Here is a 24,406-nt window from a genome sequence, read left to right on the forward strand (position 1 = left end):
GGGTGCTGCAGAGGAAGTCGCCCCGGCGCCGTCGCCGTCGGGTGGCGCTCACCGTTGTCGGCGCCGTCGCCGTGGCCACCGCCGTCGGCTGGGAGCCTTACGTGAGCCCGCGCGTCGATCAGCCCACTGCCGCGGACGCCATCGTCGTTCTCGGAGGCGCCCACGACGGACGTGAGGAATTCGGCCTCGAGTTGGCAGAGGACGGCTATGCGCCGCAGGTGGTGTTCTCGGATCCGTACACCGCACGAGGTGTCGGTTCCTACGGCGATCCCGACTACATGAGCGATCTGTGCAACGGCACCTACGACTTCACGGTTACCTGTTTCGTTCCGGACCCGTCGACCACCCGCGGTGAGGGACGAGAGATCCGCCGGCTCGCGGAGGAGCAGAATTGGAAACATGTTCTGGTCGTGACGTTCCGGCCCCACGTGTCGCGCAGTCGGTACATCCTCGACAAGTGCTGGGACGGTGACCTGACCGTGCTCGCGAGCCCGACCGAGCTCCCCTGGTGGGCGTGGACGTGGCAGTACGTCTATCAGACAGCGGGATTCGCACGCGCGGTGTTCGAGGACTGCTGACAGCCCTTCGCACACGGAGTCAGTAAGCGCCTTCGCTGCCGAACACCGCACGCACGGTCTTCACGATGATCAGCATGTCCTGTGTCATGGACCAGTTCTCCACGTACGAGAGATCCAGGCGCACAGATTCTTCCCACGTGAGGTCGGATCGACCACTCACCTGCCACAGGCCGGTCACACCGGGGCGCACCAGCAGACGCCGACGCACGTTTCCGTCGTACGTCTCCACCTCACGGCGCAACGGCGGACGCGGACCGACGACGCTCATCTCGCGACGGAGCACGTTCACGAACTGCGGCAACTCGTCGAGGCTGTAGCGGCGTAGAACTCGGCCGACACGCGTCACTCGCGGATCGTGCTTCATCTTGAACAGCACTCCCCCCTCGCTCTCGTTGCGCGCGAGCAGGGTGGCCAGATGCTTGTCGGCGTCCACCACCATGGTGCGGAACTTGATCATCTGGAAGGGGTTACCGTCCAGTCCCATTCGCTCCGACTTGTAGAAGATGGGGCCGCGAGTGTCGATCTTCACGGCGAGCGCGATGGCGAGCAGAACGGGCGACACGAGCAGGAGCGCGAGAGCCGAGAAACACATGTCGAAGGCGGTCTTGGTGAAGCGGGTGGCTCCCTGGTAGCGCGGCTTCTGAACATGGAGGAGTGGAAGGTCGGCGACCGGCTGGAGGGTGAGCCGCGGACCTGCGATGTCGGCGACGCCGGGCGCCACCACCAGATCGACGCCGAACGGGTCGAGTTCCCAGAGCAGGCGCTTCATTCCTTCGGCACCCAGATGCTCGGTCGCGGTGACCGCGATGACGTCGGCGCCGGTGGAATGCATGGCAGCGATGACGGCGTGCTCGTCACCGAGTACCGGAATGCGGTGACCGTCGACGTCGAGGGACCCGGCGCCATTGCTGGACGTGGCCACACCGTGCCCGGGCACACAGGCACCCACGACCCGGCAGCCACTCGACTCGTCCCGCTCGAAGGACGCCGCCATGGATGTGGCGGCGCGGTGCGAACCGACCACGAGCACCGAGGTCGTGAACAGTCCCGACGCCTTGTGTCGTCGTGCCCACCCCCGCCAGACGTGCCGACCGATCAGCAGGCCGACGGCGCCGAAGGGAAGGGCGATGGCCAGGTAGCCGCGTGCGAAGTCGATGCGGAACAGCAGAGACAGGATCGCGACGACACCGAAGAGTCGCATGGTCGCCGAGAGGATGCGTCGATACTCCTCTGCCCCGGTCCCGATGATCTGCGTCGACCTGGCTCCGAAGATCACCAGGAAGGCGGACCAACCGACCACCAGAAGCAGCGACACCGTGACGTAGTCGATGTCGACGGACGCGGCCATGAGCGACGAGTTCTCCCCGAACCGCACCACGTGTGCGAGCGCGACGGAGAGGACGATGACCGCCAGATCGGTCAGGGCCACACGGCGCCGGTAGACGGCTTGCCAGTGGGCCCGTGACGACGGTGCGACCCGAGGGAAAGGCACGGTGACGCGAGAGTAGTTCGGCTCGTCGGTCGTTCTCGACACGGCAGGACGAGGGATCGACACACCTCTGACACTGCTTCGTTCGTCAACGCTGGTCACGCACGACACCGCCTCTGGCTCGAGTTCCGCCGCCGACGCGCCCCGCAGCGCAGCCACCGGTCGGAAGAAGACCGGATACCGAAGATGATATCACGCAAGATACTTTCGGTTTGTTTTCAGGCCTCAGAGAAACCGACCGAGAGGTGTGACTCGGAGTCAGAACCCGGGGATCAGACCCGGCGGGATCTGGATGCCGGGCGGCAGCTGCACACCGGGGAGACCCGGGATGGTCGGCGGAGCAGGCGCGGGAGCAGGCGCCACGTCGGGAACCTCGGCGGCCGGAGCGGGCGCCTCCACCGGAGCCGGAGCGACCGGGGGAACGGTGGTGGTGGTCGGCGGCACCGTGGTGGTGGTCCGTGTGGTGGTCGCCGTCGTCGTGGACGGTGTGTCCGAACTCGACGTTCCCGCCTGATCGGCCGGCGTGACGTCGGCGGTGGACTGCGACGGCGTGGCGCCGTATCCGAGCGCGAGCCCGACGGCAGCGATCACCGCGAGACCGACGGCCGCGATGAGCGGCAGCCGTGGGCGTGACGAACGCTGTTCCGGCGCTGCGGAACCGGACCCGGAGAGCCACGAGGGAGTCTCCGCCGCGCGCGGATCCGCCACGTCGGGGCGATGCTCCGAGTCGCGAGCCGCATGGTCGATGTCGCGCGCGGAGTGCTCACGGCTCTCCACGTCGCTGTAGGCCATGGTCTCCGCGGACGGTGCGCTGAGCGCCTTCTCCGGCGCCGGTGCGTCCGGCGTGCGCGGCTCGACCGGCCCGGCGACCACGGGAGCGGACACCAGCGGTGCCGCGACGGTCGGAGCGGGAGCAGCGGGACGAGGGGCGGCCATCGGGACGGGACCGGAGTTCGACTGGCCGTCCACGGGAGTCGCGGACAGTGCCGCACCCTTCGCGGCGACCAGCTCGGGCTCCGCGGGCGTGATGGTGGGGAGACCGACCCAGCCCGCGAGCGTCGCCCGGACCAGGGGGATGCGGGATCCGCCGCCGATCATGACGAGAGCCTCGACGGGGCGGCCGGCGCGCGTGATGACATCGCGGGTGAGCCGCGCGGACTGCTCGATGGGGACGGCGACCATCGACTCGAACGCCTCGCGGGACAGCAGGATGAGCCCGCCGATACCCGGCAGGCACACGGCGCCGCTCGAGGAGAGCTGTTCCTTGGCCACGCGGCACCGGAGCTCGAACTCGCGTCCGTCCACGTCGTCCAGGCCGCTCTGCTGGCGGCCGATCTGGTTGTCGCGGATGGTGGCGTCGAACATGTTGCCGCTGACGGCGAAGCTGCGCTCGGAGGCGAGCACCTGCCCGTTGTCGAGGTCGACGACGGTGACGCTGAGACCCGAGCTGCCCAGGTCGTACAACCCGACGACGTGGAGCCCGTCGAGGTCGCCCGTGGACCGCAGGAACTGCACGGCGGCATGCACTTCGGGGACGAGGCGGTAGTTGACGATGTGCTGGCGGGCCATGGCCCGGGCGACGGCGCCGGCCTGCGCGTCGTCGCGGTAGGCGACGCCGGTGGCGGAGATCGACTCGGGGTCGGCGGGGTCGGCGAGGATGACGCCGATGGACTCGGCCGCGAGCTGCTCGGCCTGGTCGAAGGTGGTGTCGATGGCGCGGTGACGGAAGGCGGCCTCGACGCCCGCGCGCAGCCCCTGAACGGGCCTGGCCAAGCGCACGGCACTGGTGCCCACCGACACTCCCAGTACTGTCATGAGCCGCCTTGTCCGGACCGATGTACCGCACGACGAGCGCGTGCGATCACAGAGTGTAACCAGGCCGCGCCATCGCCGTCACATCGGCTGTTATGACCTGACAAACGGGGTAGGCGTCCACTTTGTCCGGAGGCCGGTCACGCGTAGGGCATGCGGGCGGTCTCCGGATCGCCGAACGTGACCGCTCGCTCGCGTCTGGTTCCCGAGGCGAGGGTCGCGGCCCAGTTGATCAAGGTGCCGGCACGGTTGCGTCGACCCGAGAGGAACGCGATGTGGATCGCGCCCCACGCGGCCCACCCGGCGAAGCCCGAGAGCTGGATGGGGCCCGCCTGCAGCAGGGCGTGCCGACGCGCGATGTAGGCCGCGCTACCGAGGTCGTGGTACTTGAACGGCGACGACGCGCGCGTCCCGTTCTCGATGGTCTTGGCGATCATCGCGCCCGCGTGGCGGCCGCCCTGCATGGCGACCTCCGCGACGCCGGGCAGATCGTTCAGCGCGGCCACGTCGCCCACGACGTACACGGTGGGGTGCCCGGCGACCGAGAGGTCCTTCTCCACCGGAATGCGTCCGCCGCGTGCCTGCGTGACGCCCAGTGCCGACGCCAGGGTCCCGGCGAAGGGCACCGCCTCGACGCCCGCGGTCCACAGCACGGTGTGGGTGTCGTAGGTCGTCTTCTGCTTGTCCGACTTGCGGGTGACCTCGATGTGGTCGGCCGTCACGTCGGTCACGTGGACCCCGAGGTGGGTCTCCACCCCGATGTGGTCGAGGGTCTTCTGAGCCTTTGCCGACAGCGTGGCGTCGAACGACTCGAGGACGCGGTCACCGCCGTGGAACAGCAGCACCCGCGCCTCGCTCGGGTCGATCGAGCGGAACTCGTGCTCGAGGGCACCGACGGCGAGCTCACGGATCTGACCGGCGATCTCCACGCCGGTGGGGCCGCCGCCGGACACCGCGAACGTGAGCCACGGCCGACGCTCCTCGGGAGTGGGCAGCGACTCGGCCATCTCGAACGCGCTGATGAGCTTGCGGCGGATCGCGAGCGCGTCGTCGACGGTCTTCATGCCGGGCGCGTACTTCGCGAACTCCTCGTTGCCGTGATAGCTCTGCCGCATGCCGGCGGCGAACACGAGGTAGTCGAAGGGCAGCTCGAACGTCGACCCGTCGATACGCGACGCGGTGAGCCGGCGCTTCTCGAGATCGATGCCCGACGCCTCTCCGAGCGCGACGTGGGTGTTCTTCTGTCGACGCAGGAGGTGCCGCAGCGGCGAGGTGATGGATCCCTCGGACAGCAGGCCGGTGGCGCATTGGTAGAGCAGCGGTTGGAAGACGTGCGAGGTGCCGCGGTCGATCACGGTGACGTCGCCGTCGATGTGGCGCAGTCGCCGGGCGGCGTACAGCCCGCCGAATCCGCCGCCGACGACGACGACACTCGGGCGCTGTCGTGAGAGTTCATCAGCCATGCTCGAAATCCTGCCACGCGAGGCCGCGGTGCTGTAACGAAGCGGGGCGTCGTCACGAACCTGTGAGTAGGTTTACCTTTCACCATTCTTCCCAGCCGAGAGTTGCCAGTCGATGTTCCGTGTTGTGGGCGAGTGGTGGAGTCGACCCTTCGACTACTCCGCGATGCCCGGTTACATGGCGCAGCGCGGACTGCAGCGGCCCTACCGCCGCATGATGGCCGCAGTGGTGCTCATGGTGGTGCTCGCAGGTTCCCTGCTGCTCTTCACCAGCGGGGCACCTCCCTCACCTGCCGCCCGCGCCGTGTTCATCGCCTGCCTGGTCACGGGCGCCGTGTCGGCGCTGCTGTGGCTCCGCGGGACGTGGCCGTCTCGTCGGCAGTCCCTCGTCTTCCTGTTCGGCGACGACGTGGCGCTGGTGGTGGGGCTGTCGATGCTGGCCGACGTGCAGGCCTCGTTCACCGTGTCCGTGGTGTTCGCCCTGCTCGGCATCTACTGCGGCTACTTCCACTCGATCCGCACGCTCGTGGCACACATCGCGCTGACGGTGGCCGTGTCGCTCTACTTCTTCGGCTCGGCCGCCGCGGAGGGCGACAGTGACGTGGCGTACCTGTCCGTCCTGCTGGTCGTGCAGCTGGCACTGTTCCTTCTCGCACCGCTGCTCTCGCAGATCCCGCTGTCGAACCTGCGGGACGACGCGTACCAGTCGGGCACCGATCCACTGACCGGGGCGCTGAACCGTCGGGGGCTGAGCGCGGTGGTGCACGCGCCGCTGCTGGCTGCGGCACGTCACGACGAGGTGGTGGCGATGATGGTGATCGACCTCGACAGGTTCAAGTCGGTCAACGACCGCGTGGGCCACGAGGGCGGCGACGAGGTGTTGCGACGGGTCTCCGAACGGTTGCAGACCAGTACGACCACCTGGGCATACGTCGCCCGTCTCGGCGGCGAGGAGTTCTGCATCGTCGGGATCGTGCCGTGGGCGGAGATGCGGAACCGTCTCGACGACGTCCACGCCGCCGTCCGGTGCGACGCCGACGAGGTACCCGTCACGGCGAGTGCCGGAGTCGCGTGGATCCCCGGCAGCCGGTGGACCCGCGACGCCGACGACGTCGAGTTGCTGATCCGCCGCGCCGACCGTCTGATGTACGAGGCGAAGCGCGCGGGAGGGGACAGCCTGCGGTTCGACGACCAGGCGTACACCACGACGGACAACGCGCGCACCTGACACCGGGGCGGACCTACACTCCGCTCATGCATGTCCTCTACGTCTGCACGGGCAACATCTGCCGCTCCCCCACCGCGGAACGCTTGACCGCCGCGTTCGCCCGTGACCTGAACCTGGACGTGACCACCGACAGCGCCGGCACTCGTGCCGTGATCGGGCACGGTGTCCAGGCCGAGGCGGCCCGCGTTCTCGAGTCCCTGGGCGGAGATCCCACCGGGTTCGTGGCCCGCCGACTCACCCCGACCATCGCGTCCGGGGCGGATCTGGTGCTGACGATGACCTCGCGGCACCGTGACGAGGTGCTGACGGTGGCGCCGCGCAACCTCCGCCGCACGTTCACGTTGCTCGAGGCGGCGGAGTTTGCGCGACGCACCGGGGTGATCGACCCGGCCGCGTGGGTCTCGGAGCGCGCGGCGAACCCGGTGACACAACTCGACATCATGGATCCCATCGGTCAGTCGACCGACGTGTACGAGCGGGTGGGCGACGCCATCTCGGAGGCGCTCGGTCCGTTGTTCGAGCTCTGGGGCGCTCGCTGATCGAAGTTCGGACTGCCACCCGCCGTCTCCCCGGCTACGGTATGACTCGGCTCGAGGACACGGGCGGAAACGGAGCGCGGAGACCATGCGTGAGAGAGCTGCCGTCGCCGTCGTGATGGGCATCGCCGCGGTCGCCCTGGCCGGCGGGCTCACCGTCGCTGCCGCCGGCGGGGTGTTCGACGCGGACGTCCGACGGGTCTCTCCCCCACCCATCGACGGCACGGTCGCCGTCGTGGGCAGCCTGACCTACGCGCCCACCATCGAGGTGCCGCCGTCCCCGACGTGGCAGATCGCGCCCGTCACCACACCCCGGCCCACCACCACGCCTCCGCCGACCACCACCGCGGCCACGACCGCCGACGAGCCGACCACCACGACGAGGCGCACCCGCACGTCCACGACGACCACCACCGACGCGGACGACGCCGAGTCCGGGGACACGGACTCGGGGGACAACTGACAGTGCCGCGTCCCCCGGTCACGAACGTGGTGCACACCCGGAATACTTCCGCCACGGACGCCGTTACTTCCACCGACGGTGCTCGATCCCAATGCCCCGGGTACCAACCATCAGCCGCTTCGAGCGGCCACCTGCCGAGAGGCGCACTGGCGGGCACCGTCGCCTATGACAAAGCCGCAGACCCCTGGTCTGCGGCTTTCGTCGTTCACACGGTGCGGGTTCGAGCAACCCACCCCTGTCAGGACTGATACGGACGGCGAGGCGGCGGACGCATCGTCGACCGGCTCGGAACCTGCTCGGCCTCGTACCCGATCCCGTTGCCGTTGCCGTTCGCGTTCTCGGCCTGACGTCGAGCCGCTCGACCGCCATGGCTCCGAGTCGGCTCGTAGCGAGGCGCGGGGTAGGCCTCGGGGGCGGGTGCCGGGGTGGGCTCCGGCCCGGGTTCGGGGACCACGACCGGTGCTGCCGGCCGCACCGCGGCGGACGGAGCGTCCTGACGAGCGACCGTGGTGTCGGTCTCGTAGTAGTGGCGGTAGTCGTAGTCCCGCTTGCCGCGCGAGGGGGCCATCGTGAGGATGACGCCCAGGATCGGGGCACCCACCTGCGTCAGATTGCCCAGTGCACGGGTGAGTTCGTCCCTCTTGGTGTGGCCGTGGCGTGTCACCACGATGGCGCCGTCGGCATGCGCGGTGATGACGGATGCGTCGGTGACGGGGAGCAGCGGCGGTGCGTCGACGACGACGTAGTCGAAGCTCGCGCGCAGCGTGTCCATGACGGTGCGCGCCGCCTCGGAGCCGAGCAGCTCGGACGGGTTGGGCGGCAACGGCCCCGAGGCGAGGACGTCGACACCGTGAAACTTGGTCGGCTGCAGCACTTCCTGTACATCCGCCTGTCCCGACAGCACGGTGGAGAAGCCGACGGACCCGACGAGGCCGAGGTACTTCGAGACACGGGGACGACGGAGATCGCCCTCGATGAGCGCCACGTGGTGGCCGGCCTCGGCGAGGACGAGCGCGAGGTTGACGGCCGTGGTCGTCTTGCCCTCGGCGGGCACGGCGGACGTCACGACGATGACGCGCGGCGGGGAGTCCACCTCGAGGAACTGGAGGTTGGTGCGCAGTTCACGGAACGCCTCGGCGGTGCCGGAGGACGACTCGGCGAACGAGAGCGCCGCCTCCTCCTTGATGGTCTTGTCGAAGGGCACGACGCCGACGACGGGAACGCCCGAGAGATCGGCGAGGGCGGTGCGGTCCTTGATGGTGTTGTCGAGCCGGTCGCGGATCACCGCGAGCGCGATGCCGAGCAGCAGGCCGACGGCGACACCGAGAGCGAGGTTGCGCGTGGTCTTCGGTGACACGGGACCCGCAGGAACCTGGGCAGGTTCGACGACGCTGACCTTCGCCAGGGCAGCTCCGCCACCGGGGGGCGTCTCGAGATCGTCGACGAAGCCGACGAAGGTCGCGCCGATGCCGTTCGCGAGGTCGCGAGCGGTGGTGGGATTCGCGTCGGAGACACACGTGTCGATCAGCACGGTGTCGGGCGAGGACGTCGTGCGGACCTTCGACGCCAGCGTCGACGGGCTCATGGAGAGGCCGAGGCTGTCGATGGTGCGCTGCGCGACGCTCTCACCGCCGAGGAGCTGTGTGTAGGAGGCGACGCGCTGCTGCGACGCCAGGTTGCCCTGGTACACCTCGGTCACCGAGGACGACGACGAGCCGGTGGAGACGTAGAGGCGGGTGCACGCCTCGTACACGGGCGTGGACACGAGTGAGAACACCAGCGACGCCGCTGCGGCGATCACCGTGGTCAGAACAATCACGATCCACCGCGCGCGGAGAATTCTCACGTAATCAGATATCTCCACCGAGACGACTCCTCACATCGATGACGGCCGGACCGAGCACCCGGACCACACATCTGGGGCAAACTTCTGGACTCACCTTAACCATGTCGTGACCATCGAGCATCTCGAGAACGGGGCGAAAGCTTCGCTCCGGTTTTTACGCGATAAATGTGAGAAACACCGATTTCCGAAATCACGATCGAGTTCGTGAGCACTGCATACTTCGGCCTGCTCCGCTCGCCGTGTGGCACAGTTCACCACGTGACCAAGCTCGACCGCACCGATGCTCGCCTGTTGCTCGCGCTCTGCGACATCCCTCGCGCCACCGGAGTCCACCTCGCCTCGGTCCTCGGACTGGCTCGAAACACGGTTCAGGCCAGACTCTCTCGTTGGGACGACTCACATACTCTCGCGCCGATGGACCGGCTCGTCTCCCCTCGGGACCTGGGTTATCCCCTCCGCGCGTACGTGGGCGCAGTGACGGACCAACACCGCCTCGAGGCGGTCATCGATCGACTGCGGGACATCGCCGAGGTGACCGAGGTGGTCGGTGTCTCGGGCGGAGCGGATCTACAGATCGGCGTCTCCGCCGCGGACGCCGACGATCTGTATCGCGTCGCCGGGCTCATTCTCGCGGTTCCCGGAGTCGAACGCACGACGGTTTCCGTCGTGATGCGCGAAGCGATTCCCTATCGCACACGCCCGCTGATCGAGCGACTCGCGCGAGAGCACGACAATTCCTGATTTCCGCTCCTGTTACGTGCGCGCAAAACAAGGATTCAGCCCGACGGAAGCATGCAACCGCCCCTCGACGCAGGTTCCACGCTGATACCGTCCGACAGGTGATACGCCCAGGTTCCGGCGGCCGCAGTCGTGGTCGGTCCCGGGCACCCTTGACCGACGTCGTGCGTCGCCGTATCGCTGTGCTGATCCCGACGTTCGCCGTCCCCGGCATCCTGACGATGTTCAGCGCCGCCGGCCCGGCCGCCGGTGCCCCGCGTATCGCAGCCATCGCCGTCCTGCTGTCCACTCTTCCCGTGGCCGCAATCGTCGCCACCGCTCGCAAGTCGTTCACCTGGTGGCGCCGGGCGCGCACCCAGCGCGCCGTCGCTCTGGCCTTCACCGTCTACGCCGACGTGGGGACGTCGACCTTCCTCCTGCTGTGCAGCAGTCACGCTCTGGGTCTCGCCGGGTGCGCCCTGTTCGCGGTCATCAGCTCGTACGTCGCCTTCTTCGGCGGACGCGCCACCGTGGTGGTGCACCTGGTGCTGACCACCGTCGTGATCGGCTGGATGACAGCACTGGTCCTGCGCGAGCAACCGATCGGCGCCATGGCCACCATCGCCGCGGCGACGAGCATCTGGCTGGCGGTCAACGCGACCATGTCCATCGTCAGCACCACCTCGATGTCCCTGCACCGGCACCTCGAGCGTCAGATCGACAGCGCCCGGACCGACCCGCTGACTGGACTGCTCAACCTGCGCGGCCTGGAGGTGCAAGCGAAGCGGCAGCTCCGCGGACGGTCACAGGTGGGATTCCTGCTCGTCGACCTCGATCACTTCAAGTGGGTCAACGATCATCACGGGCACATCGCGGGCGACGGGGTGCTCGCGCTCGCCGCGCAGCGCCTGCGCGATCACCTGGGTGACCGGGCAGTGGTCGCCCGACGCGGCGGCGAGGAGTTCCTCGTGGTGCTCGACGCGCAGTCCACCGGTCTGCACGCTCTCGCCGAATCGATCCGGCTCGCGCTGTCCGACGCGTCCGACCTCATCCCGGTGACGGTGAGCATCGGGGTCTCGTGTCTCGACACCACGCGAATGACGGCGGCCCCGATCGCGTCGACCATCAACCACGGCATGCACCTCGCGGACATCGCCATGTATCGAGCGAAGGCGGCGGGCCGCAACACCGTGGTGGTCTACACGGACTGACGCCCGCACGGTTTGCCGTCCTCCTCCTCGGGTAGCTCGCACGCGAGCCATCACCCGACGACGAGAGGACCGTCCCATGGCCGTCAATCCGATCGAACTGCAGAAGCACCTGGCCGGCGCCGACTACCCGGCGTCGCCGAAAGACCTGGCCGATCTCGCGAAGAGCAACGGAGCGGACGACGACGTGGTCGACGCACTGTCGTCCATGCCCGACGACAGCTACGACGGACCCGACGCCGTCAGCGCCGCCATCACCGAGAAGTAGGTCAGGAGTCGAAGCGCCGGGGCGGCACCGGGCTCGTCGGCAGGTAGATCAGCTCCGATGATCCGATGTCCGCCGGCGCGACGTTCTGCGCGGCGATGATCGCGGCGGCGTGCTCGCTGTCCGTGGTGCCGTGCGCCCGCGCCAAGCGGGACAGCCGAGTGCGTGCCGCCGACGTGGAGTCGTCGAAGAATTCGGCCAACACACCGGTCGCACCCGAGATGGTGGCCGCGCCGCTGAGCACTGCCTGCACGGCGGCCGACGCGTCGACGCGTCGCATCTCCGACGCTCCGGTGGTGAGGGCCAACGCCGTCAGGTCGGCGAGCATCTGCCCCAGCTCGTCCGGACGCTGGGTCCCCCACGGCTCGGCGGTGTAGACGGCCAGGGCGCCGAGTCCGACGCCCAGGGCGACGACCGGATACGCCCGTACGGCGCCGACGCCGCTCTCCTCGGCAAGTGCGCGGTACTGCTCCCACCGGCTGCTTCCCGCCGCCGAGGCGTCGCCGATCATGGCCACGGCCGTTTCCCGGGCACTGGTGCGGACGGGACCGGACGTGAAGAGCCGCTCGTCGGCGGCCGCATTGCCGACACTGGCGGTGGCCACGGCGTGCAGCGCATCGCCGTCCACCAGGGAGATGACGGCGATGTGTGCGCCGAACCCGGTGAGTGCGGTGCCCGCGATGCGCTCGAGGAGGGCGGGCAGGTCGAAGCGAGTGATCAGCGTGGCGGTGATGTCGGCGAGGGCGAGCCGAGTGGGCGTCGTGTTCACCGGGGACCTCCGTTGTCTCGTTCGTCTCTCATGCTGATCCGACGGGCCACGACGTCGGCGGCGACCTCGGTGACGCTGCGCCCCCGTGCGAACGCGTGCGCGCGCAGACGATCCATCGCCACATCGGTGGTCACCGCGAGTTGCACCGCGATCATGCCCGCCGCCACGTAGACGTCGGCGCGGCTGTACGGGCCGGCGCCCTCGATGGCGGCGACGTCCTCCGATGCCAGAGCATCCTCCGGGGTGGCCGCCGCGTCGTCGGTGTCGTCCGGGCTCACGTAGTGCCCGAGCATCGTACGCGCGATCGCGACAGCGCACATGCGGGCCGCGTCGTGCTCGACGTCGGTCAGGTCCACGGGCGTCGAGCGGTAGAGCTCCAGGACGCCGAACGACGACGCGCCACCCAGCAGCGGGTAGGCGTACATCCCGCGAGCGCCCAGCGTGGCCGCGCCCTGTCCGAAGATGGGCCAGCGGGCCGCGGAATCGGGCGAGCGGATGTCGCCCACCCGCACAGGCTCTGCGGAGCGATGCGCGTCGATGCACGGGCCTTCGCCTACGGTGAACTGCAGTTCGTCGAGCTGCTGCGAGAGGGCGTCCGTGGCGAAGACGAGTTCGCGCACGTCGTGCGAGGTGCCGAGAAGCGCGACCGCGGCACCGTCGACACCCGTCAGCCGCACCGACGTCTCGGTGACGTGGCGGATACCGGTGAACGAGGATGCACCGTCACGTGAGGACCCACGACGATCGTCGTCACGGGTGGGGTCGTCGGGCATGGAATCCACGAGCGAACCTCCTCCGGACGCCCGGTGCGCCTCGCATTCAGTGTCCCACGCGCAGTGTCCCGGACGCGGAATGCGCCTCCTACTTTCCGATCCCGCTGCGCAGCAGCTTCCACGGGACGGCGGCAGACTCGAGCTGCACCGCGAGGCTCATCTTGGAGGTGCCGTCGACGCGCTCCTCGAAGCGGATGGGCACCTCGGCGATGCGCAGCCCGTGCTTGATGACGCGGTAGTTCATTTCCACCTGGAAGGCGTAGCCGTTGCTGCCGACGGACGCGACGTCGATGGTGCGCAGCGTCGATGCACGCCAGGCCTTGAAGCCGGCCGTCGCGTCCTTGACCTTCAACCGCAGGATCGCGTTGACGTAGAGGTTGGCCCACTTCGACAGCGCCTTGCGGTGCCACGGCCAGTCCTCGGCGACGGCGCCGCCCGGCACGTAGCGCGATCCGAGCACCACGGCGGCGTCCGACTCCTGCAGGCGCTGCACCATGCGCGGAATGGCCTCGCACGGGTGGGAGAGATCGGCATCCATCTGTACGACGATGTCCGCCCCCTCCTCCAGCGCGCGCAGGATGCCGGCGACGTACGCGCGGCCCAGCCCGTCCTTGGTGGTGCGATGCAGAACACTCACCGGGATGGCGGCGGAGGTGGTGAGCCCGTCCGCCACGTCGCCCGTCCCGTCCGGCGATCCGTCGTCGACCACGAGGACGCCGAGGTTCTTCATCTGCAGGTCGGTGAGCATTCCGACCAGCTTGGGAAGGTTCTCGCGCTCGTTGTACGTGGGTACGACGACGGTGATGCGGGGGTCAGCGGAGGCTTCGGACACTGTGGAATGGTGATGGATCGGCCGGTAGATCGCAAGAACCGGACATCCGCGTCGTCACCATGTGGCGTCAACCGGGGAACCGAGGGACCTGTCCCCATACGTCCGACCCCGTCCACCGTCCCGTTTCGCGCTGTAGAGAAGGTGATCGGCGCGATCGAGGCAGTCGTGGATGTCCTCGTCGACACCCAGCATCGCCCAGCCGGCGGAGAACGTCTGCTCCTCCGGCATGACAGCGATCAGCCGGGTCAGGATCGCGGTGACGCCCTCGGGGCCGCCACCGGGGACCGCCATCGCGAACTCCTCGCCGCCCCAACGAGCCAGCACGACATCAGGACCGAGCATCCGTGTCGCGGCGTCGGCAAATCCGACCAGCAGAGCATCCCCGGCGGCATGGCCATGGGCGTCGTTGTAGGACTTGAACAGGTCGAAGTCGAGCATCGCGAGAACCAACGATCTTTTCCCGACCAGCGACTGCACGCGCTCACGCCATCCTCGACGGTTCAGCAAGCCGGTGAGGCCGTCGGTCATCACAGCCTGCGCGAGGGCGTCTTCCTTGGTGCGACGGTCGGTGATGTCGTGGATCACCGCCATCGTCCAGACGGTTCCGTCGGCGGTGACGACACTGGTCGTCGACACCCATCCCCACCGGATCTCACCGTCGGGGCGCAGGTACCGCTTCTCTACCCGCAAGATTTCGCCTCGCCGGTCGGCGTCGGCCGTGAGCTGCTCCATGCCGACATGCTGGGCGATGTCGTCGGGATGAGTGAACCCGCGTGAGGACAGTCCCGCGATGTCGTCCCACGAGCGACCGACAAGACGGCAGTAGGCATCGTTGGCCAGCACCAGCAAGCCGCACTCGTCCGCCAGCGCCATGGGAACGGTGCTGGCGTCGAACATCGCCTGGTACGTGCCCTCGTCCACCTGCCGAGAACTCATGTCACGAGCGTACGCAGGTCAGAGCCGTCGTCAGGTCCTCATCGCCCGGACGGCCGCCAGAGCGGTCGCGCCGACGAAGCCCCAGATCGCGACCGGTGCGCCACCGGTGACCATCAGCGTCATCGTGGTGCAGAAAAGAAGGACCGACAGGGCCGCCCAGATCCGCGCGTCGACGCGAGACGCCCTCACTTACGACCCTTACCCTTGTGTCCGCGCGTGACCTGATCGGGGTCGGCCACCGCTCGACCCGTGACCACCCGGTCCTCACACGACGTCTCTCCGCCTCCGATCTCGCCCACCAGTCCGCCGATGGCGGCGCCGACCGCGACACCGAGAGGACCCCCGCCGGCGCCGAGCATTCCGCCCACGCTCGCTCCGCCCATGGCGCCGGTGAGCATCCCGGAAGAGCACTCGTCGACGGCCGTCTCGAACGACTCGACGACATCCAGTAACGGATTCGACGTGGTCGATGCACTCGCAGTTCCCGCCCCCGCAACCGCTGTCGCGACCGCTACGAGCGTGGTGCCGACAATGCGCCTTGTGATCAAGATGTCCCCCGACGTCGTGGGGAACCGACCGTCGGTCCCCCTGCGACGTCAAGCAGAACAGCGGGGTGGGCGGGAGTCCATGACGCGGGCGCACGAACTGTGTTGCCGTACATGCACGCACGGCAACCTGCACTTAGGATGACAGCGTGCAACGGTGGAAAGCGGGAAGTGTCGCCGTCGTACTCTTCGCTGCTTCGTGCACCCCGGCGACATCGCCCGATCCCGCCCTGCCACCGGTGCCGGTGTTCGACGCCGACCTAGCAGCCGTGACCGCCGCCTTTCTGGACGCTGAATCTGCAACGGTGCCCTCACCGGCCGACGCGATGACCTCGATCACCGATGCCGGGTTCAAGGCCGTGCGGGTCACGGTCCGGTGGTCATCGGTCGAACCGGTCCGAGGTGAATTCGATTGGGAGCGCGTCGACGCAACAATTCACGCCGCTCGCGATAGCGGCCTCGCGGTACTCGGTGTCGTCACGTGGGCCCCGTCGTGGGCAGTGCCGCCCGACTATCGGGCCACAGCCCATCCCGCACCGTCGGATCCCGCAATGTTCGCGGACTTCGCTGCTCGTGCGGCGGAACGGTTTCGGGGCTCCGTACAAGCGTGGGAGGTGTGGAACGAACCCAATATCTCTGCGGCCTTCGGCCCGAACGTGGATCCGGAGAAATACTGCCGCATCCTCACGGCCACACACGACGCCATCGAACGCGCCGATCCGGATGCGACCGTCGTCGCCGGAGGAACATCACCGGCCGTCGACTCGACGTCGACCCTCGCACCCGCCACCTTCGTTCGCGCGTTGTATCTCTGTGCAGCAGGGTCTTTCGACGCAATCGCGATGCATCCTTACAGCACACCCGAATTGTTGAGTGCCACCACCGCATGGGGATCCGCTGCCGATATCGCAGCCGTGCGAGCGGTCATGGTGGAGAACGGTGATGACGATGCACGCATCTGGTTCACCGAGTTCGGCGCACCGACCGCAGCGTCGTCACCTGGTGTGTCCGACGCTCGGCAGGCCGAGATCATCGGTGACGGCGTCGCGTACCTTCGATCCCTCGACTTCGCCGGCCCCACCTTCGTCTTCGATTTCCAAGATCTGGACAGTGGCCAGGCGAACCCCGAGTACAACTACGGCATCCTGCGTTCGGACGGCGATCCGAAGCCGAGCGCGTCCCTGCCTACCCGGTGACCGACGACGGTGTGGAGATGTCCACCGGCCGTGCCGCGACGAGGGTTGCTCCGGGTGGGACATCGCGAGTGACCACCACATTGGGCCCGATCCACGCACCGTCACCAATGGTGATGCCACCGGCAACGACCGCCCCGGTCGCCACCGTCACATCGTCTCCGATCGTGGGCCGCCCAGTGGTGGAGTGCCCGATCGTCACATTCTGATTCACCCAGAAGTTCCGCCCGATGGACGCTGCGTCGACGATCGTCGATCCTCCGTGGTGCACGAACAGTCCTGGACCGATCGGCCCCGGAACGAGGACGAGTCCGGTCTTACCGGGGTACAGGCGTCGAAGTAACCGCCTGACGATGAACGGGGCGGCCGCCAACCTCAGATGTACCACCGACCGGAACTCGGGGAGAGCGCCGACGAGGTACGCGAAACGATCCCGAGCGGTCAACCCGAGCAGGGAGGGTACGGCCACGCTGACGATCGCACGATCGACATCCGACGTCACCACGTCACTGGGCACGTACGCGTCGACCGCGGCCCGGAGAGCAGCGGAGTAGATTCTGGCAGCAATGAGGAGCGCGCGTTTGTCTTCCGTGTAGACCATGTCGCTAGTGCCTTTCCGACTGTGACATCCGCATTCCGAGCAGGCCGTCCGCCCACTCCCCGATTCGAGAAACTCCGACCGAGCGAGACAGCGCGCTGTCGGCGAATCCTCTGCCCGACAGACCCATTCGAGCGCTACCCGGTGCGTCGCTCGCCATGTCGATGACGGCGGCGAGCAATGATTCGGGATCTCCCGGGTCGATCCTCCGGCCGGCGCCGGACAGCTCGATCTGCGCACTGGTGACCGAGTCTGCAGATGTAGCAGCCAGGACGGGTGTGCCGCTGGCGAAGTAGGTCGTCAGTTTGCTCGGCACCGCCATGTCCGTGAGGGTCGGCAGTTCGTTGACCAGGAGAACGTCGGCCGCCGCCAGCGACGCGCGGAATTGGTCGTCGGGAAGCGGCCGAAGAAATGTCATCGTGTCCACGCCGTCCCCGCTCCGTTCCAGCGCCTCTCGTTGATTCCCGTCGCCGACCAGGTAGAAGTGCACATTCCGTCTGCGGTCCCGCGCCACGCGCGCAGCATCCACGACGGTGTGCAGACCTTGCTTGACGCCCATGTTGCCGGCGTGCACTGCGATCACGGCGTCCTGCGACCATCCGAGCATGCGTCGTGCCTCGACGCGCGACGGCCGGTCGACGTGGCGTTGGTGGTTCCAGTTGGGTACGACGGACACGCGCTCTCTGTGCACGCCGAGACTGTCGACGACGTGCTCGGCGAAACGTTCGTGAATCACCGCCACACCGTCCGCGGCACGGAACACAGCGCTCTCCACAGCCGAGATCGCCGCCGCCGCCGCCGTCCCGCCCGAGCCGGTCTGCACGATCCCACGCCCGTAGAGGTCCTGCACCCAGACACCTATCCGCGGGCGCGCGCTCCGGGTACGCAGATACGCGACCACGCAGGCCGATGTCAGCAGTGCTGGTGTCACGCAGATGACCAGATCTGCGCCCGACAGGTCGGCATCCGACGCTCCACGGACGTCGTTCATCACCAGTCGGCGTCCCACGGACAGTTCCAGCCGACTGCGCCCGGTGAGCGACGGGCGCGCCGGAACGTGATGTCTGACGCGGGTCACCTGGACGCCGTTGATCACTTCGCGGATACGGGGGCTGCCGTATCTCGGGTCCGCTGCCCACCGCGGGTAGTGCGGAAAACCGGTGCACACGCGGACGTCGTGGCCGGAGGACGTCAGGTGCTCTGCTGCGTCGGCGGTGTACGGCGCGATACCCGTCACCTCCGGCCGGTAATTGACTCCGACGAGTGCGATGCGCACGGTCACCCCCGGCGTTCTCTGATGTCGAATCGGCCGCGCCGCCGCTCCCACAAGTCATCTGTGGACGCCATGCGGCGAGCGGGGTTACCCGCGACGACGGTGTCCGGTTCGACGTCGCACGTCACGACCGAACCCGCCCCGACGATGGCGCCGGCCCCGATGGTCACTCCGGGAAGCACTACCGTGCCGAGCCCGACGAAAGCCTGCTCACCGATGACGATGGGTGACGCACTGAACAACTCCTGATTCTCGGGGAGCATGCCACGGCGCTCCGACACCCGATCGAGCGAGAAATCATGCGTCAGCAGGACGACGTTCTCCGACAGCACACATCGGTTGCCCAGGCGGATAGCTCCCGGCCCGAACATGTCGAAACGCACGCTCGGCGATATCCACAGCGGACGCCCGTCGTGTTCGACCCCGGCCCGATCCATCAATCGCACAACGAGTTTCATGTACGCGGACTGGTGGAATTTCGCGAGTCCGCGAAACAAGGGGAGAACTGTCAGCGGGAAAGCCATCACACCACCTCCGGGCGTCGTGCGAGCAGAGCCGGGGCTCGGCCGAGCCCCGGCAGTAGTTGACATACGCACACCGCCACTGCGGTGACGATCACGACGGCCGGCGCACCACCACTCGGCGCGAGCAGAATCGCTGCGGCCGAGGTCGTGACCGCCATCGCTACGAGGCACCACGCTTGCCATCGCGCCTCACTGGCCTGGATGAGGAGGACACCGGTGGGGAGATGTGCGACCTGGACTACCAGGAGGACGGCGAATGCTGTTGCCAGGCTTACAGACACCTCGATCTCGGAACCCGACAGGACACGGGCAGCGAACGGTGCGAGCGCAACGAACGGGACGGACGCCAGCACCGCGGACACGGCGAACAACGCGACGCACTTCTTCCACAGCGCAACGAGTTCGGGTACCGACGTGCGGGAGGCGAAGATGGGCCACAAGGCGGCTCCCGCGGTGGAGAAGACGGCCCAGACCACACCGTAGAGCTGAGCAGCGAGTGCATACGCGGACAACTCCATCGGTGTCGACAGATGAGCGAGTACCACTCGCTGGGACTGCAGTCCGAAGGGAACGCCGACGCTGATGACGAAGAGCCAGAACGACCCCTGCAGAAGAGTCCGTGTGCTCGGCCGCCGTGTCGACCGATCCTCGGCGGCGATACCCAGGATGGACCGACGTCCCAACAGACGGAAGACCCAGACCGTGCCTGCCACATTCACCAGGAACGCACCGAGCAGTGGTGGCACGACGAACCAGATGCCTCGTACCCCGGCAGCGTAAGCCGAAGCGACGAGGATCAGTCCGGACACGGACATACACATCGTCACTACCACCGAGTGGTGATTCCGTCCGGAACCGATCAGCAATCTCAGGTTCAGTGCGGCGGGAACGGTCCACGCCCACACGATGACGGCGACCGTGATCGCCCACCGATCCTGGGGCCCTGTACGGATACCGAGGAGCGAACCCCACGCGTCGAGGGCAGCGATGACGCACGCCAGGAGGGTCAGTCCGACTGCGACGAGAGCGAGCACCGAGTACGCCCGGCGGACGACGGCATGAGCATGCGCGTCGTCAGGCAGGTTCGTGCTCTTCGACACCGCAGTGGTGACCACCGCGCCGATGCCGAGGTCCGCGAACGGCAGCAGCAGGCCCACTGTCGTGATCAGTGACACCAGTCCGTAGACCGCCTCACCTGTGGACCGAACGACGATCGCGGTCGACACGAGTCCACAGACCGCGATGACCGGTGTCCCGGCTATACGGAAACCTGTGCTGTAGAACAGGGATCGGCGCTCGGATTCCAGCAGGCCTGCCGATCCGGTTCCGGATCGTGCACTGGTCATGTCAGATCTCCGACGCCGTGCGCGGCGGGGAGGAACGCGAGAGGCTGGCACGGTTCGCCGTGACGGCCGATCGGGCCGCCAGCCCGACTCGCGCACGCGTTTCCACGACTCGGGACACCAGTCGCGATGCACGGCGTCCCCCGATGGGGTACCACTCGACGGTGTCCCACATACGACGCACGTCCGCGTAGTGCTCGCGCAGTCCACGCACCGTCCCCGCCCCGGTCGTATCGAAGTCGCAGAGGACGTCGTCGACCACCAGTGGTGGGGTGTGCAGCGACGCGGCGAGCATGAGTAGTTGATCGGCTGCGATTCCGAACTGTTCGTCGTACGAGCCGACAGAGGCGAGGACATCGCGCCCGAAGAAACTGGCCTGATGGGGAATCGGGCGAGTGCCCAAAGCGAATGCGGTGCGGTCGAACGAGGTCGTGCGCCAGACGTCGTGCCCACTGTGGGGAGGTATCAACCGTGCCGATCCGAAGCCCCAGCACGTGCGGGCTCGAGCGACCGACCCCAGGGCGGACGCGATCTCGGACAGCACACCGGGATGCGAGAACGTGTCCGACGAGTGCAGGAACCAGACGACGTCTCCACTCGCGAGCGCCGATCCGATGTTCATGGCCGGGTAGCGACCACCGTCGGGCTCGGACCTCCACTGCCGAACGGCACTGTGCTGCAACATAGCTTCGACCCGCGCACCGCTTCCACCGTCCACGACGATGTGCTCGACGTGGGGGTAGTCCTGCTCCGCGGTACTGGCGATGGTGCGCCGGAGACCGCCCTCGTCCTGGTAACTGATCGTGACGACACTGAACGTGACAGCGTCGCCGGGAGGTCCGGTCACCCGACTCGCCTGCCCATCGGTGCGACGACGACGGCCAATTTCGCCATCGCGTACAGGTACGCCATGGGCCCTGGACGGCCGTGTGTGATCCCGTGTCCGATGGCCGACACGACGCCGCTGGCCGAATGTGCGGACGCTGCGGCCGTCACTGCGCTGGTCAGGAAGTAGTCGCCGCGGGTCCGAGGCGAGCTGGACCCCAGATGTGTGTCACCCCAGTCGATATAGTCGGCGGTGCGGTCGTCGAACGAGCGCGACACCGAGTCCGATGTCACGGTATAGATGGTGTAGCACTCCGCGATCTGTCGGATCACCAGGTCGTCGAACGTCGCCTGGAGTGTCATCAACCATGTGGGTTCGTCGTGCACCGCGTCTCCGATCGAGTCCAGCGGCACCTCGAGCGCAACGTCCCGCGGGAAGCACAGTGTGGACGACTGCAGCATTCCGTCGCCGAAGAACAACGTGGAGCGGCGGAACAGATAGTCGGCCACTGGTTGCGCCGGTCCGATCACCGTTCTCGGCCATACCTTCTCGCGGCGACCGACGCCACGAACGGCTGCGCGGCACGCGACGATCCACCGGTCCGAGCCGGTGGCGAGTCCCTCCGCGACTTGACGTTCCAGTTTGTACGGATGCCACAGATCGTCGTCGTCCAGCAAGGCGACTATGTCTCCCCTGGCCGCCCGGATCCCGACCTGCCGAGACGCGGATGCGCCGATGCGTTCCGGGACGGACACAAGGCGGATCGCTGGGTGGACGGGCAAGTCCAACCCGACACGGTCGTCGTCGGCGATCACGACGATGACCTCGTCAGGTGGGCAGGTCTGGTCGAGCGCGGACTCCACCGCGCGACGGACGGTGGGGCGACCGATGGTCGGAACTATCACGCTGACGGTCACTGTGACTCCTCGAGTAATCGATGCCGGCCCGTGTAGACGGGCTCCACCGGTGTGGGTGCATGCGGACGCGGAGGCCGCGTGAGCGATGGTCGCGACGAGATGTGGGGCGGGGCGGACACCCGTACTCCGCGGCGTCGAACGGTGAGACGGACAGCGAGGCAGGCGACGACGGCGCATACCGCGGCGAGGTTGTAACTCCACGGTGAGAACGCCAGGTCCCATGCCGACTGGAAGCCGACCGTGATGACGAGAGGCATCCACCGTCCGGCCTCGAGTGGTCCGGACGCGAGAAGCACGGCGGCGAACAGCAACCACACCGGGAAGAGGACGGCCAGCACGCCGCCTTCGGCCCAAGATCCAAGAATGATCGAGTGGAGTGACACGGAACCGTTGGGGAGTCGCCAGAGATATTCGATGGGGTAACTACGGGCGAAACCGAGCTCACTCGCGAAACGACGCGCGGCGGCGAAGGTCGTGGAGTCGATCCGGTCGGCGTTGCCCCATCCCAGCAGTGGTCGCGCCGCGATGGCGGTCAGTGACAGCGGCGGCTCGGTACGTCCCGCCAGAAGCGGTGAGACATGCGCAGTGGCCTGCAGCTCGACTTTCTCCTGGAGCTTCGAACCCAGAGTGCCGTTCGCACCCAGGGACGTGATGACCACGGAGAACGCGATACCTGCTACTGCAAGTGCAACGGCCGTTCGGACTCGCGACATCGGGCCCCGTCGACCGCGGCAGAGCACCACGACGGCGGCCAGAACGCAGATCAACGCATGGGAACGGTAGTTGAGCAGGACACTCGCCCCCGCGAGACCGGTGAGGGCCAGGACGGACCACCACGGTCTCACGGTTTTCGATGCGATCACGTAGAGAAACAGAACCGTCATCGGAGGTGCGAGGCCGTACTTCCAGATGTCTGCCAGCGATCCACCGGTGGTGAGATCGGTACCGAGGACGACGTAGAAGCCGACGGTTCCCAGGCTGATACCGGCCAGAAGCGCCAGGATCTCGTCCAGGGACGACGCCAACACCGATATGCCCACGATGTACAACGCCACTGCGGGAAATACCAACATCGTTTGGTTGGTGGGACTGGTGCCATTGACTGCTGCGGACACTGCATAGCCGACGCTTCCCAAACCGACAAGCACGATCGGAACGAAGGATCGCGGTGTCGGCCACCGCATCAGATACATACCGGAAATGGCGATGCACACCACGGAGAAACCCGTCGCACTGATATTGACCAGCGGCCACACGGCGGTGCTGCCCAGCATGATCAACACGCCACGGGAGCGAGCAGCGACTCGGAGTGTAGCCGGCTCCGAGACGGGCAAGGGCACGTCACTCTCCCGGCCGACGCTCGTACGGCACGCCGATTGTGGTGTGCCGGTAGTTATCGTCTCGACGCCGGACAGTTCGACGACGGGCATCGGGGTGGCAGTCGCGGTGTCCGTTGCCGTCATCTCGTGCACCCCCCGTTGTCCGATCCTCCTGGGCGGACACAGCCGACCTGCCGAGAAACATACCTCCGTAAAGGGTCAGGGGTGCAGGTGAATCAGAAAGGAGTACTTCCATTAACAGGCAACTCGAACAATGGCATTAGGCTGTTTTCCACGGGGCCGCCCGACTTACCCGGTAAGAGCGCGGACAGTGCGACCCGGATTCGATCGAATGTCCGTTAAATCAGCGGCAGTGCGTCACCTCGTGACGTCCGCCCTGCAAACCGCCCGGTTTTCGATCGGTGTGAATCACACCTCGAGCGGAGGTCCGACGACTTTCTTGGCGACTGCGGGCACCCCGGCGTACAGGGTGTTCGCCTCGCAGTCTCTGGTGACGACGCTGCCGGTGGCGACGACAGCCCCGTCCCCTATCGTCACTCCTGGAAGCACCGTGACATTGGAGCCGATCCAGACGCCACGACCGATGACGATCGGTTCGTTGCGGGCCGCTCCGAAACGCGTGAGGCCTGTACCGATGTCGTGGCCACAGGTGACCAGCATCGAGCGGTACCCCAGTCCTGATCCGGCACCGATGGAAATGGGTGCACCGAGGTCGAGGAAGCACCCGTAATTGATGATGGACCGAGGTCCCATCGTCAGACCGGACCAGCTCCCGAGGAAGCATCCCGGGTTGATGATGGCGCTGGAATGCACGTCGTGTCCGGTGGCCCGGAGACCCTGCACGCGAGCGCGACGAGGAACCAGCGGACTCGCCAGAACTGTGTTCAGGTAGAAGTCTCGGGGCAGAGGTGCGACTTCGTCGGAGAAAACCGCTG

25 protein-coding genes and 1 pseudogene are annotated in these 24,406 nt (G+C 67.4%); 8 read left to right on the plus strand and 18 right to left on the minus strand.

The genetic code is table 11. The annotated features are described in order from the left end of the window. Positions 1-2: 2 nt before the first annotated feature. On the plus strand, positions 3-578 hold the full coding sequence (locus HQ306_RS18460; protein WP_307096218.1) for a YdcF family protein: 576 nt from the start codon (positions 3-5) through the stop codon (positions 576-578). 19 nt (positions 579-597) lie between these two features. On the opposite strand, the gene HQ306_RS18465 is transcribed toward HQ306_RS18460, so the two are convergent. The 3 genes from HQ306_RS18465 to HQ306_RS18475 all read right to left on the minus strand — a co-directional run bounded on the left by HQ306_RS18465 (position 598) and on the right by HQ306_RS18475 (position 5,342). Further along, a complete protein-coding gene (locus HQ306_RS18465; RefSeq protein ID WP_373425246.1) occupies positions 598-2,070 on the minus strand; it encodes a sugar transferase in 1,473 nt (490 codons plus the stop codon). A gap of 255 nt (positions 2,071-2,325) precedes the next feature. Further along, positions 2,326-3,882, minus strand: coding sequence for an Hsp70 family protein (locus HQ306_RS18470; protein WP_222633054.1), 1,557 nt, complete (start codon positions 3,880-3,882; stop codon positions 2,326-2,328). 137 nt (positions 3,883-4,019) lie between these two features. Beyond that, positions 4,020-5,342: an NAD(P)/FAD-dependent oxidoreductase gene (locus HQ306_RS18475; RefSeq protein ID WP_222633055.1), complete on the minus strand. Its 1,323-nt coding sequence runs from the start codon at positions 5,340-5,342 to the stop codon at positions 4,020-4,022. 112 nt (positions 5,343-5,454) lie between these two features. Between HQ306_RS18475 and HQ306_RS18480 the strand changes: the two genes are divergently transcribed. The 3 genes from HQ306_RS18480 (at position 5,455) to HQ306_RS18490 (ending at position 7,566) form a co-directional block, all read left to right on the plus strand. After that, entirely contained in the window at positions 5,455-6,567 is a 1,113-nt protein-coding gene (locus HQ306_RS18480; RefSeq protein ID WP_222633056.1) for a GGDEF domain-containing protein, read from the plus strand. 26 nt (positions 6,568-6,593) lie between these two features. Next, positions 6,594-7,106, plus strand: a complete 513-nt coding sequence (locus tag HQ306_RS18485; RefSeq protein WP_222633057.1) for a low molecular weight phosphatase family protein — start codon at positions 6,594-6,596, stop codon at positions 7,104-7,106. 85 nt (positions 7,107-7,191) lie between these two features. Then, the gene (locus HQ306_RS18490; RefSeq protein ID WP_222633058.1) at positions 7,192-7,566 is read left to right on the plus strand and encodes a hypothetical protein; all 375 of its coding nucleotides are present in this window, start codon (positions 7,192-7,194) and stop codon (positions 7,564-7,566) included. A gap of 238 nt (positions 7,567-7,804) precedes the next feature. Here the strand turns inward: HQ306_RS18490 and HQ306_RS18495 are convergent, their stop codons facing one another. Then, positions 7,805-9,430: a polysaccharide biosynthesis tyrosine autokinase gene (locus HQ306_RS18495; protein WP_222633059.1), complete on the minus strand. Its 1,626-nt coding sequence runs from the start codon at positions 9,428-9,430 to the stop codon at positions 7,805-7,807. A 240-nt stretch (positions 9,431-9,670) separates the two neighbouring features. Between HQ306_RS18495 and HQ306_RS18500 the strand changes: the two genes are divergently transcribed. From HQ306_RS18500 to HQ306_RS18510, 3 genes are all read left to right on the plus strand, one after another. Then, on the plus strand, positions 9,671-10,153 hold the full coding sequence (locus tag HQ306_RS18500) for an Lrp/AsnC family transcriptional regulator (protein ID WP_222633060.1): 483 nt from the start codon (positions 9,671-9,673) through the stop codon (positions 10,151-10,153). Positions 10,154-10,302: 149 nt separating this feature from the next. Next, positions 10,303-11,340 (plus strand): diguanylate cyclase, encoded by a 1,038-nt coding sequence (locus tag HQ306_RS18505; protein ID WP_222633061.1) that lies wholly within the window; start codon positions 10,303-10,305, stop codon positions 11,338-11,340. A 76-nt stretch (positions 11,341-11,416) separates the two neighbouring features. Further along, on the plus strand, positions 11,417-11,605 hold the full coding sequence (locus HQ306_RS18510) for a DUF2795 domain-containing protein (protein WP_222633062.1): 189 nt from the start codon (positions 11,417-11,419) through the stop codon (positions 11,603-11,605). Position 11,606: 1 nt separating this feature from the next. Here HQ306_RS18510 and HQ306_RS18515 read toward each other — a convergent pair whose 3' ends face one another. The 6 genes from HQ306_RS18515 to HQ306_RS18540 form a co-directional block, all read right to left on the minus strand. Beyond that, a complete protein-coding gene (locus HQ306_RS18515; RefSeq protein ID WP_222633063.1) occupies positions 11,607-12,371 on the minus strand; it encodes a GAF domain-containing protein in 765 nt (254 codons plus the stop codon). Next, positions 12,368-13,144 carry a GAF and ANTAR domain-containing protein gene (locus HQ306_RS18520; RefSeq protein ID WP_261770101.1) on the minus strand — a complete coding sequence of 259 codons (777 nt, stop codon included), beginning with the start codon at positions 13,142-13,144 and terminating at the stop codon, positions 12,368-12,370. Before HQ306_RS18520 ends, HQ306_RS18515 begins: the two co-directional genes overlap by 4 nt. An 88-nt stretch (positions 13,145-13,232) precedes the next feature. After that, on the minus strand, positions 13,233-13,976 hold the full coding sequence (locus HQ306_RS18525) for a polyprenol monophosphomannose synthase (RefSeq protein ID WP_056444345.1): 744 nt from the start codon (positions 13,974-13,976) through the stop codon (positions 13,233-13,235). A 54-nt stretch (positions 13,977-14,030) separates the two neighbouring features. Beyond that, positions 14,031-14,912: a sensor domain-containing diguanylate cyclase gene (locus tag HQ306_RS18530; protein ID WP_222633065.1), complete on the minus strand. Its 882-nt coding sequence runs from the start codon at positions 14,910-14,912 to the stop codon at positions 14,031-14,033. Between the two features lie 30 nt (positions 14,913-14,942). Beyond that, the gene (locus HQ306_RS18535; RefSeq protein WP_222633066.1) at positions 14,943-15,101 is read right to left on the minus strand and encodes a hypothetical protein; all 159 of its coding nucleotides are present in this window, start codon (positions 15,099-15,101) and stop codon (positions 14,943-14,945) included. Then, on the minus strand, positions 15,098-15,310 hold the full coding sequence (locus tag HQ306_RS18540) for a hypothetical protein (protein WP_222633067.1): 213 nt from the start codon (positions 15,308-15,310) through the stop codon (positions 15,098-15,100). The genes HQ306_RS18535 and HQ306_RS18540 overlap by 4 nt, the downstream gene beginning before the upstream one ends. A gap of 452 nt (positions 15,311-15,762) precedes the next feature. On the opposite strand from HQ306_RS18540, the gene HQ306_RS18545 reads away from it, so the two are divergent. Beyond that, complete coding sequence (locus HQ306_RS18545; protein WP_308115508.1) at positions 15,763-16,653, plus strand: cellulase family glycosylhydrolase; 891 nt, start codon at positions 15,763-15,765, stop codon at positions 16,651-16,653. Here the strand turns inward: HQ306_RS18545 and HQ306_RS18550 are convergent. The 8 genes and pseudogenes from HQ306_RS18550 to HQ306_RS22785 all read right to left on the minus strand — a co-directional run. Beyond that, positions 16,643-17,251, minus strand: a complete 609-nt coding sequence (locus HQ306_RS18550) for a serine O-acetyltransferase (protein WP_261770069.1) — start codon at positions 17,249-17,251, stop codon at positions 16,643-16,645. The genes HQ306_RS18545 and HQ306_RS18550 overlap by 11 nt on opposite strands. A gap of 4 nt (positions 17,252-17,255) precedes the next feature. After that, positions 17,256-18,524, minus strand: coding sequence for a glycosyltransferase family 4 protein (locus HQ306_RS22680; protein WP_222633068.1), 1,269 nt, complete (start codon positions 18,522-18,524; stop codon positions 17,256-17,258). A 2-nt stretch (positions 18,525-18,526) separates the two neighbouring features. Further along, positions 18,527-18,904 (minus strand): DapH/DapD/GlmU-related protein, encoded by a 378-nt coding sequence (locus HQ306_RS22350; RefSeq protein WP_307096247.1) that lies wholly within the window; start codon positions 18,902-18,904, stop codon positions 18,527-18,529. 140 nt (positions 18,905-19,044) lie between these two features. After that, positions 19,045-20,391, minus strand: a complete 1,347-nt coding sequence (locus HQ306_RS18565; protein WP_222633070.1) for a lipopolysaccharide biosynthesis protein — start codon at positions 20,389-20,391, stop codon at positions 19,045-19,047. Position 20,392: 1 nt separating this feature from the next. Beyond that, a complete protein-coding gene (locus HQ306_RS18570) occupies positions 20,393-21,235 on the minus strand; it encodes a glycosyltransferase (protein ID WP_222633071.1) in 843 nt (280 codons plus the stop codon). Further along, a complete protein-coding gene (locus HQ306_RS18575; protein ID WP_222633072.1) occupies positions 21,232-22,131 on the minus strand; it encodes a glycosyltransferase family A protein in 900 nt (299 codons plus the stop codon). Before HQ306_RS18575 ends, HQ306_RS18570 begins: the two co-directional genes overlap by 4 nt. Further along, positions 22,128-23,405: a hypothetical protein gene (locus tag HQ306_RS18580; protein ID WP_222633073.1), complete on the minus strand. Its 1,278-nt coding sequence runs from the start codon at positions 23,403-23,405 to the stop codon at positions 22,128-22,130. Before HQ306_RS18580 ends, HQ306_RS18575 begins: the two co-directional genes overlap by 4 nt. A 551-nt stretch (positions 23,406-23,956) precedes the next feature. Beyond that, positions 23,957-24,056: pseudogene (locus HQ306_RS22785) on the minus strand (DapH/DapD/GlmU-related protein); the annotation flags it as partial. Positions 24,057-24,406 lie beyond the last annotated feature (350 nt).

The organism is Rhodococcus sp. BP-160 (assembly GCF_019836205.1).
Lineage (GTDB): Bacteria > Actinomycetota > Actinomycetes > Mycobacteriales > Mycobacteriaceae > Rhodococcoides.

Bases quoted from the DNA above. Each gene is read 5' to 3' on its own strand.
- HQ306_RS18470 (WP_222633054.1), bottom strand. From the start codon at position 3,882: ATGACAGTACTGGGAGTGTCGGTGGGCACCAGTGCCGTGCGCTTGGCC.
- HQ306_RS18475 (WP_222633055.1), bottom strand. From the start codon at position 5,342: ATGGCTGATGAACTCTCACGACAGCGCCCGAGTGTCGTCGTCGTCGGC.
- HQ306_RS18480 (WP_222633056.1), top strand. From the start codon at position 5,455: ATGTTCCGTGTTGTGGGCGAGTGGTGGAGTCGACCCTTCGACTACTCC.
- HQ306_RS18485 (WP_222633057.1), top strand. From the start codon at position 6,594: ATGCATGTCCTCTACGTCTGCACGGGCAACATCTGCCGCTCCCCCACC.
- HQ306_RS18490 (WP_222633058.1), top strand. From the start codon at position 7,192: ATGCGTGAGAGAGCTGCCGTCGCCGTCGTGATGGGCATCGCCGCGGTC.
- HQ306_RS18510 (WP_222633062.1), top strand. From the start codon at position 11,417: ATGGCCGTCAATCCGATCGAACTGCAGAAGCACCTGGCCGGCGCCGAC.
- HQ306_RS18520 (WP_261770101.1), bottom strand. From the start codon at position 13,144: ATGCCCGACGACCCCACCCGTGACGACGATCGTCGTGGGTCCTCACGT.
- HQ306_RS18530 (WP_222633065.1), bottom strand. From the start codon at position 14,912: ATGAGTTCTCGGCAGGTGGACGAGGGCACGTACCAGGCGATGTTCGAC.
- HQ306_RS18540 (WP_222633067.1), bottom strand. From the start codon at position 15,310: ATGCTCACCGGCGCCATGGGCGGAGCGAGCGTGGGCGGAATGCTCGGC.
- HQ306_RS18550 (WP_261770069.1), bottom strand. From the start codon at position 17,251: ATGGTCTACACGGAAGACAAACGCGCGCTCCTCATTGCTGCCAGAATC.
- HQ306_RS18565 (WP_222633070.1), bottom strand. From the start codon at position 20,391: ATGACCAGTGCACGATCCGGAACCGGATCGGCAGGCCTGCTGGAATCC.
- HQ306_RS18580 (WP_222633073.1), bottom strand. From the start codon at position 23,405: ATGCTGGGCAGCACCGCCGTGTGGCCGCTGGTCAATATCAGTGCGACG.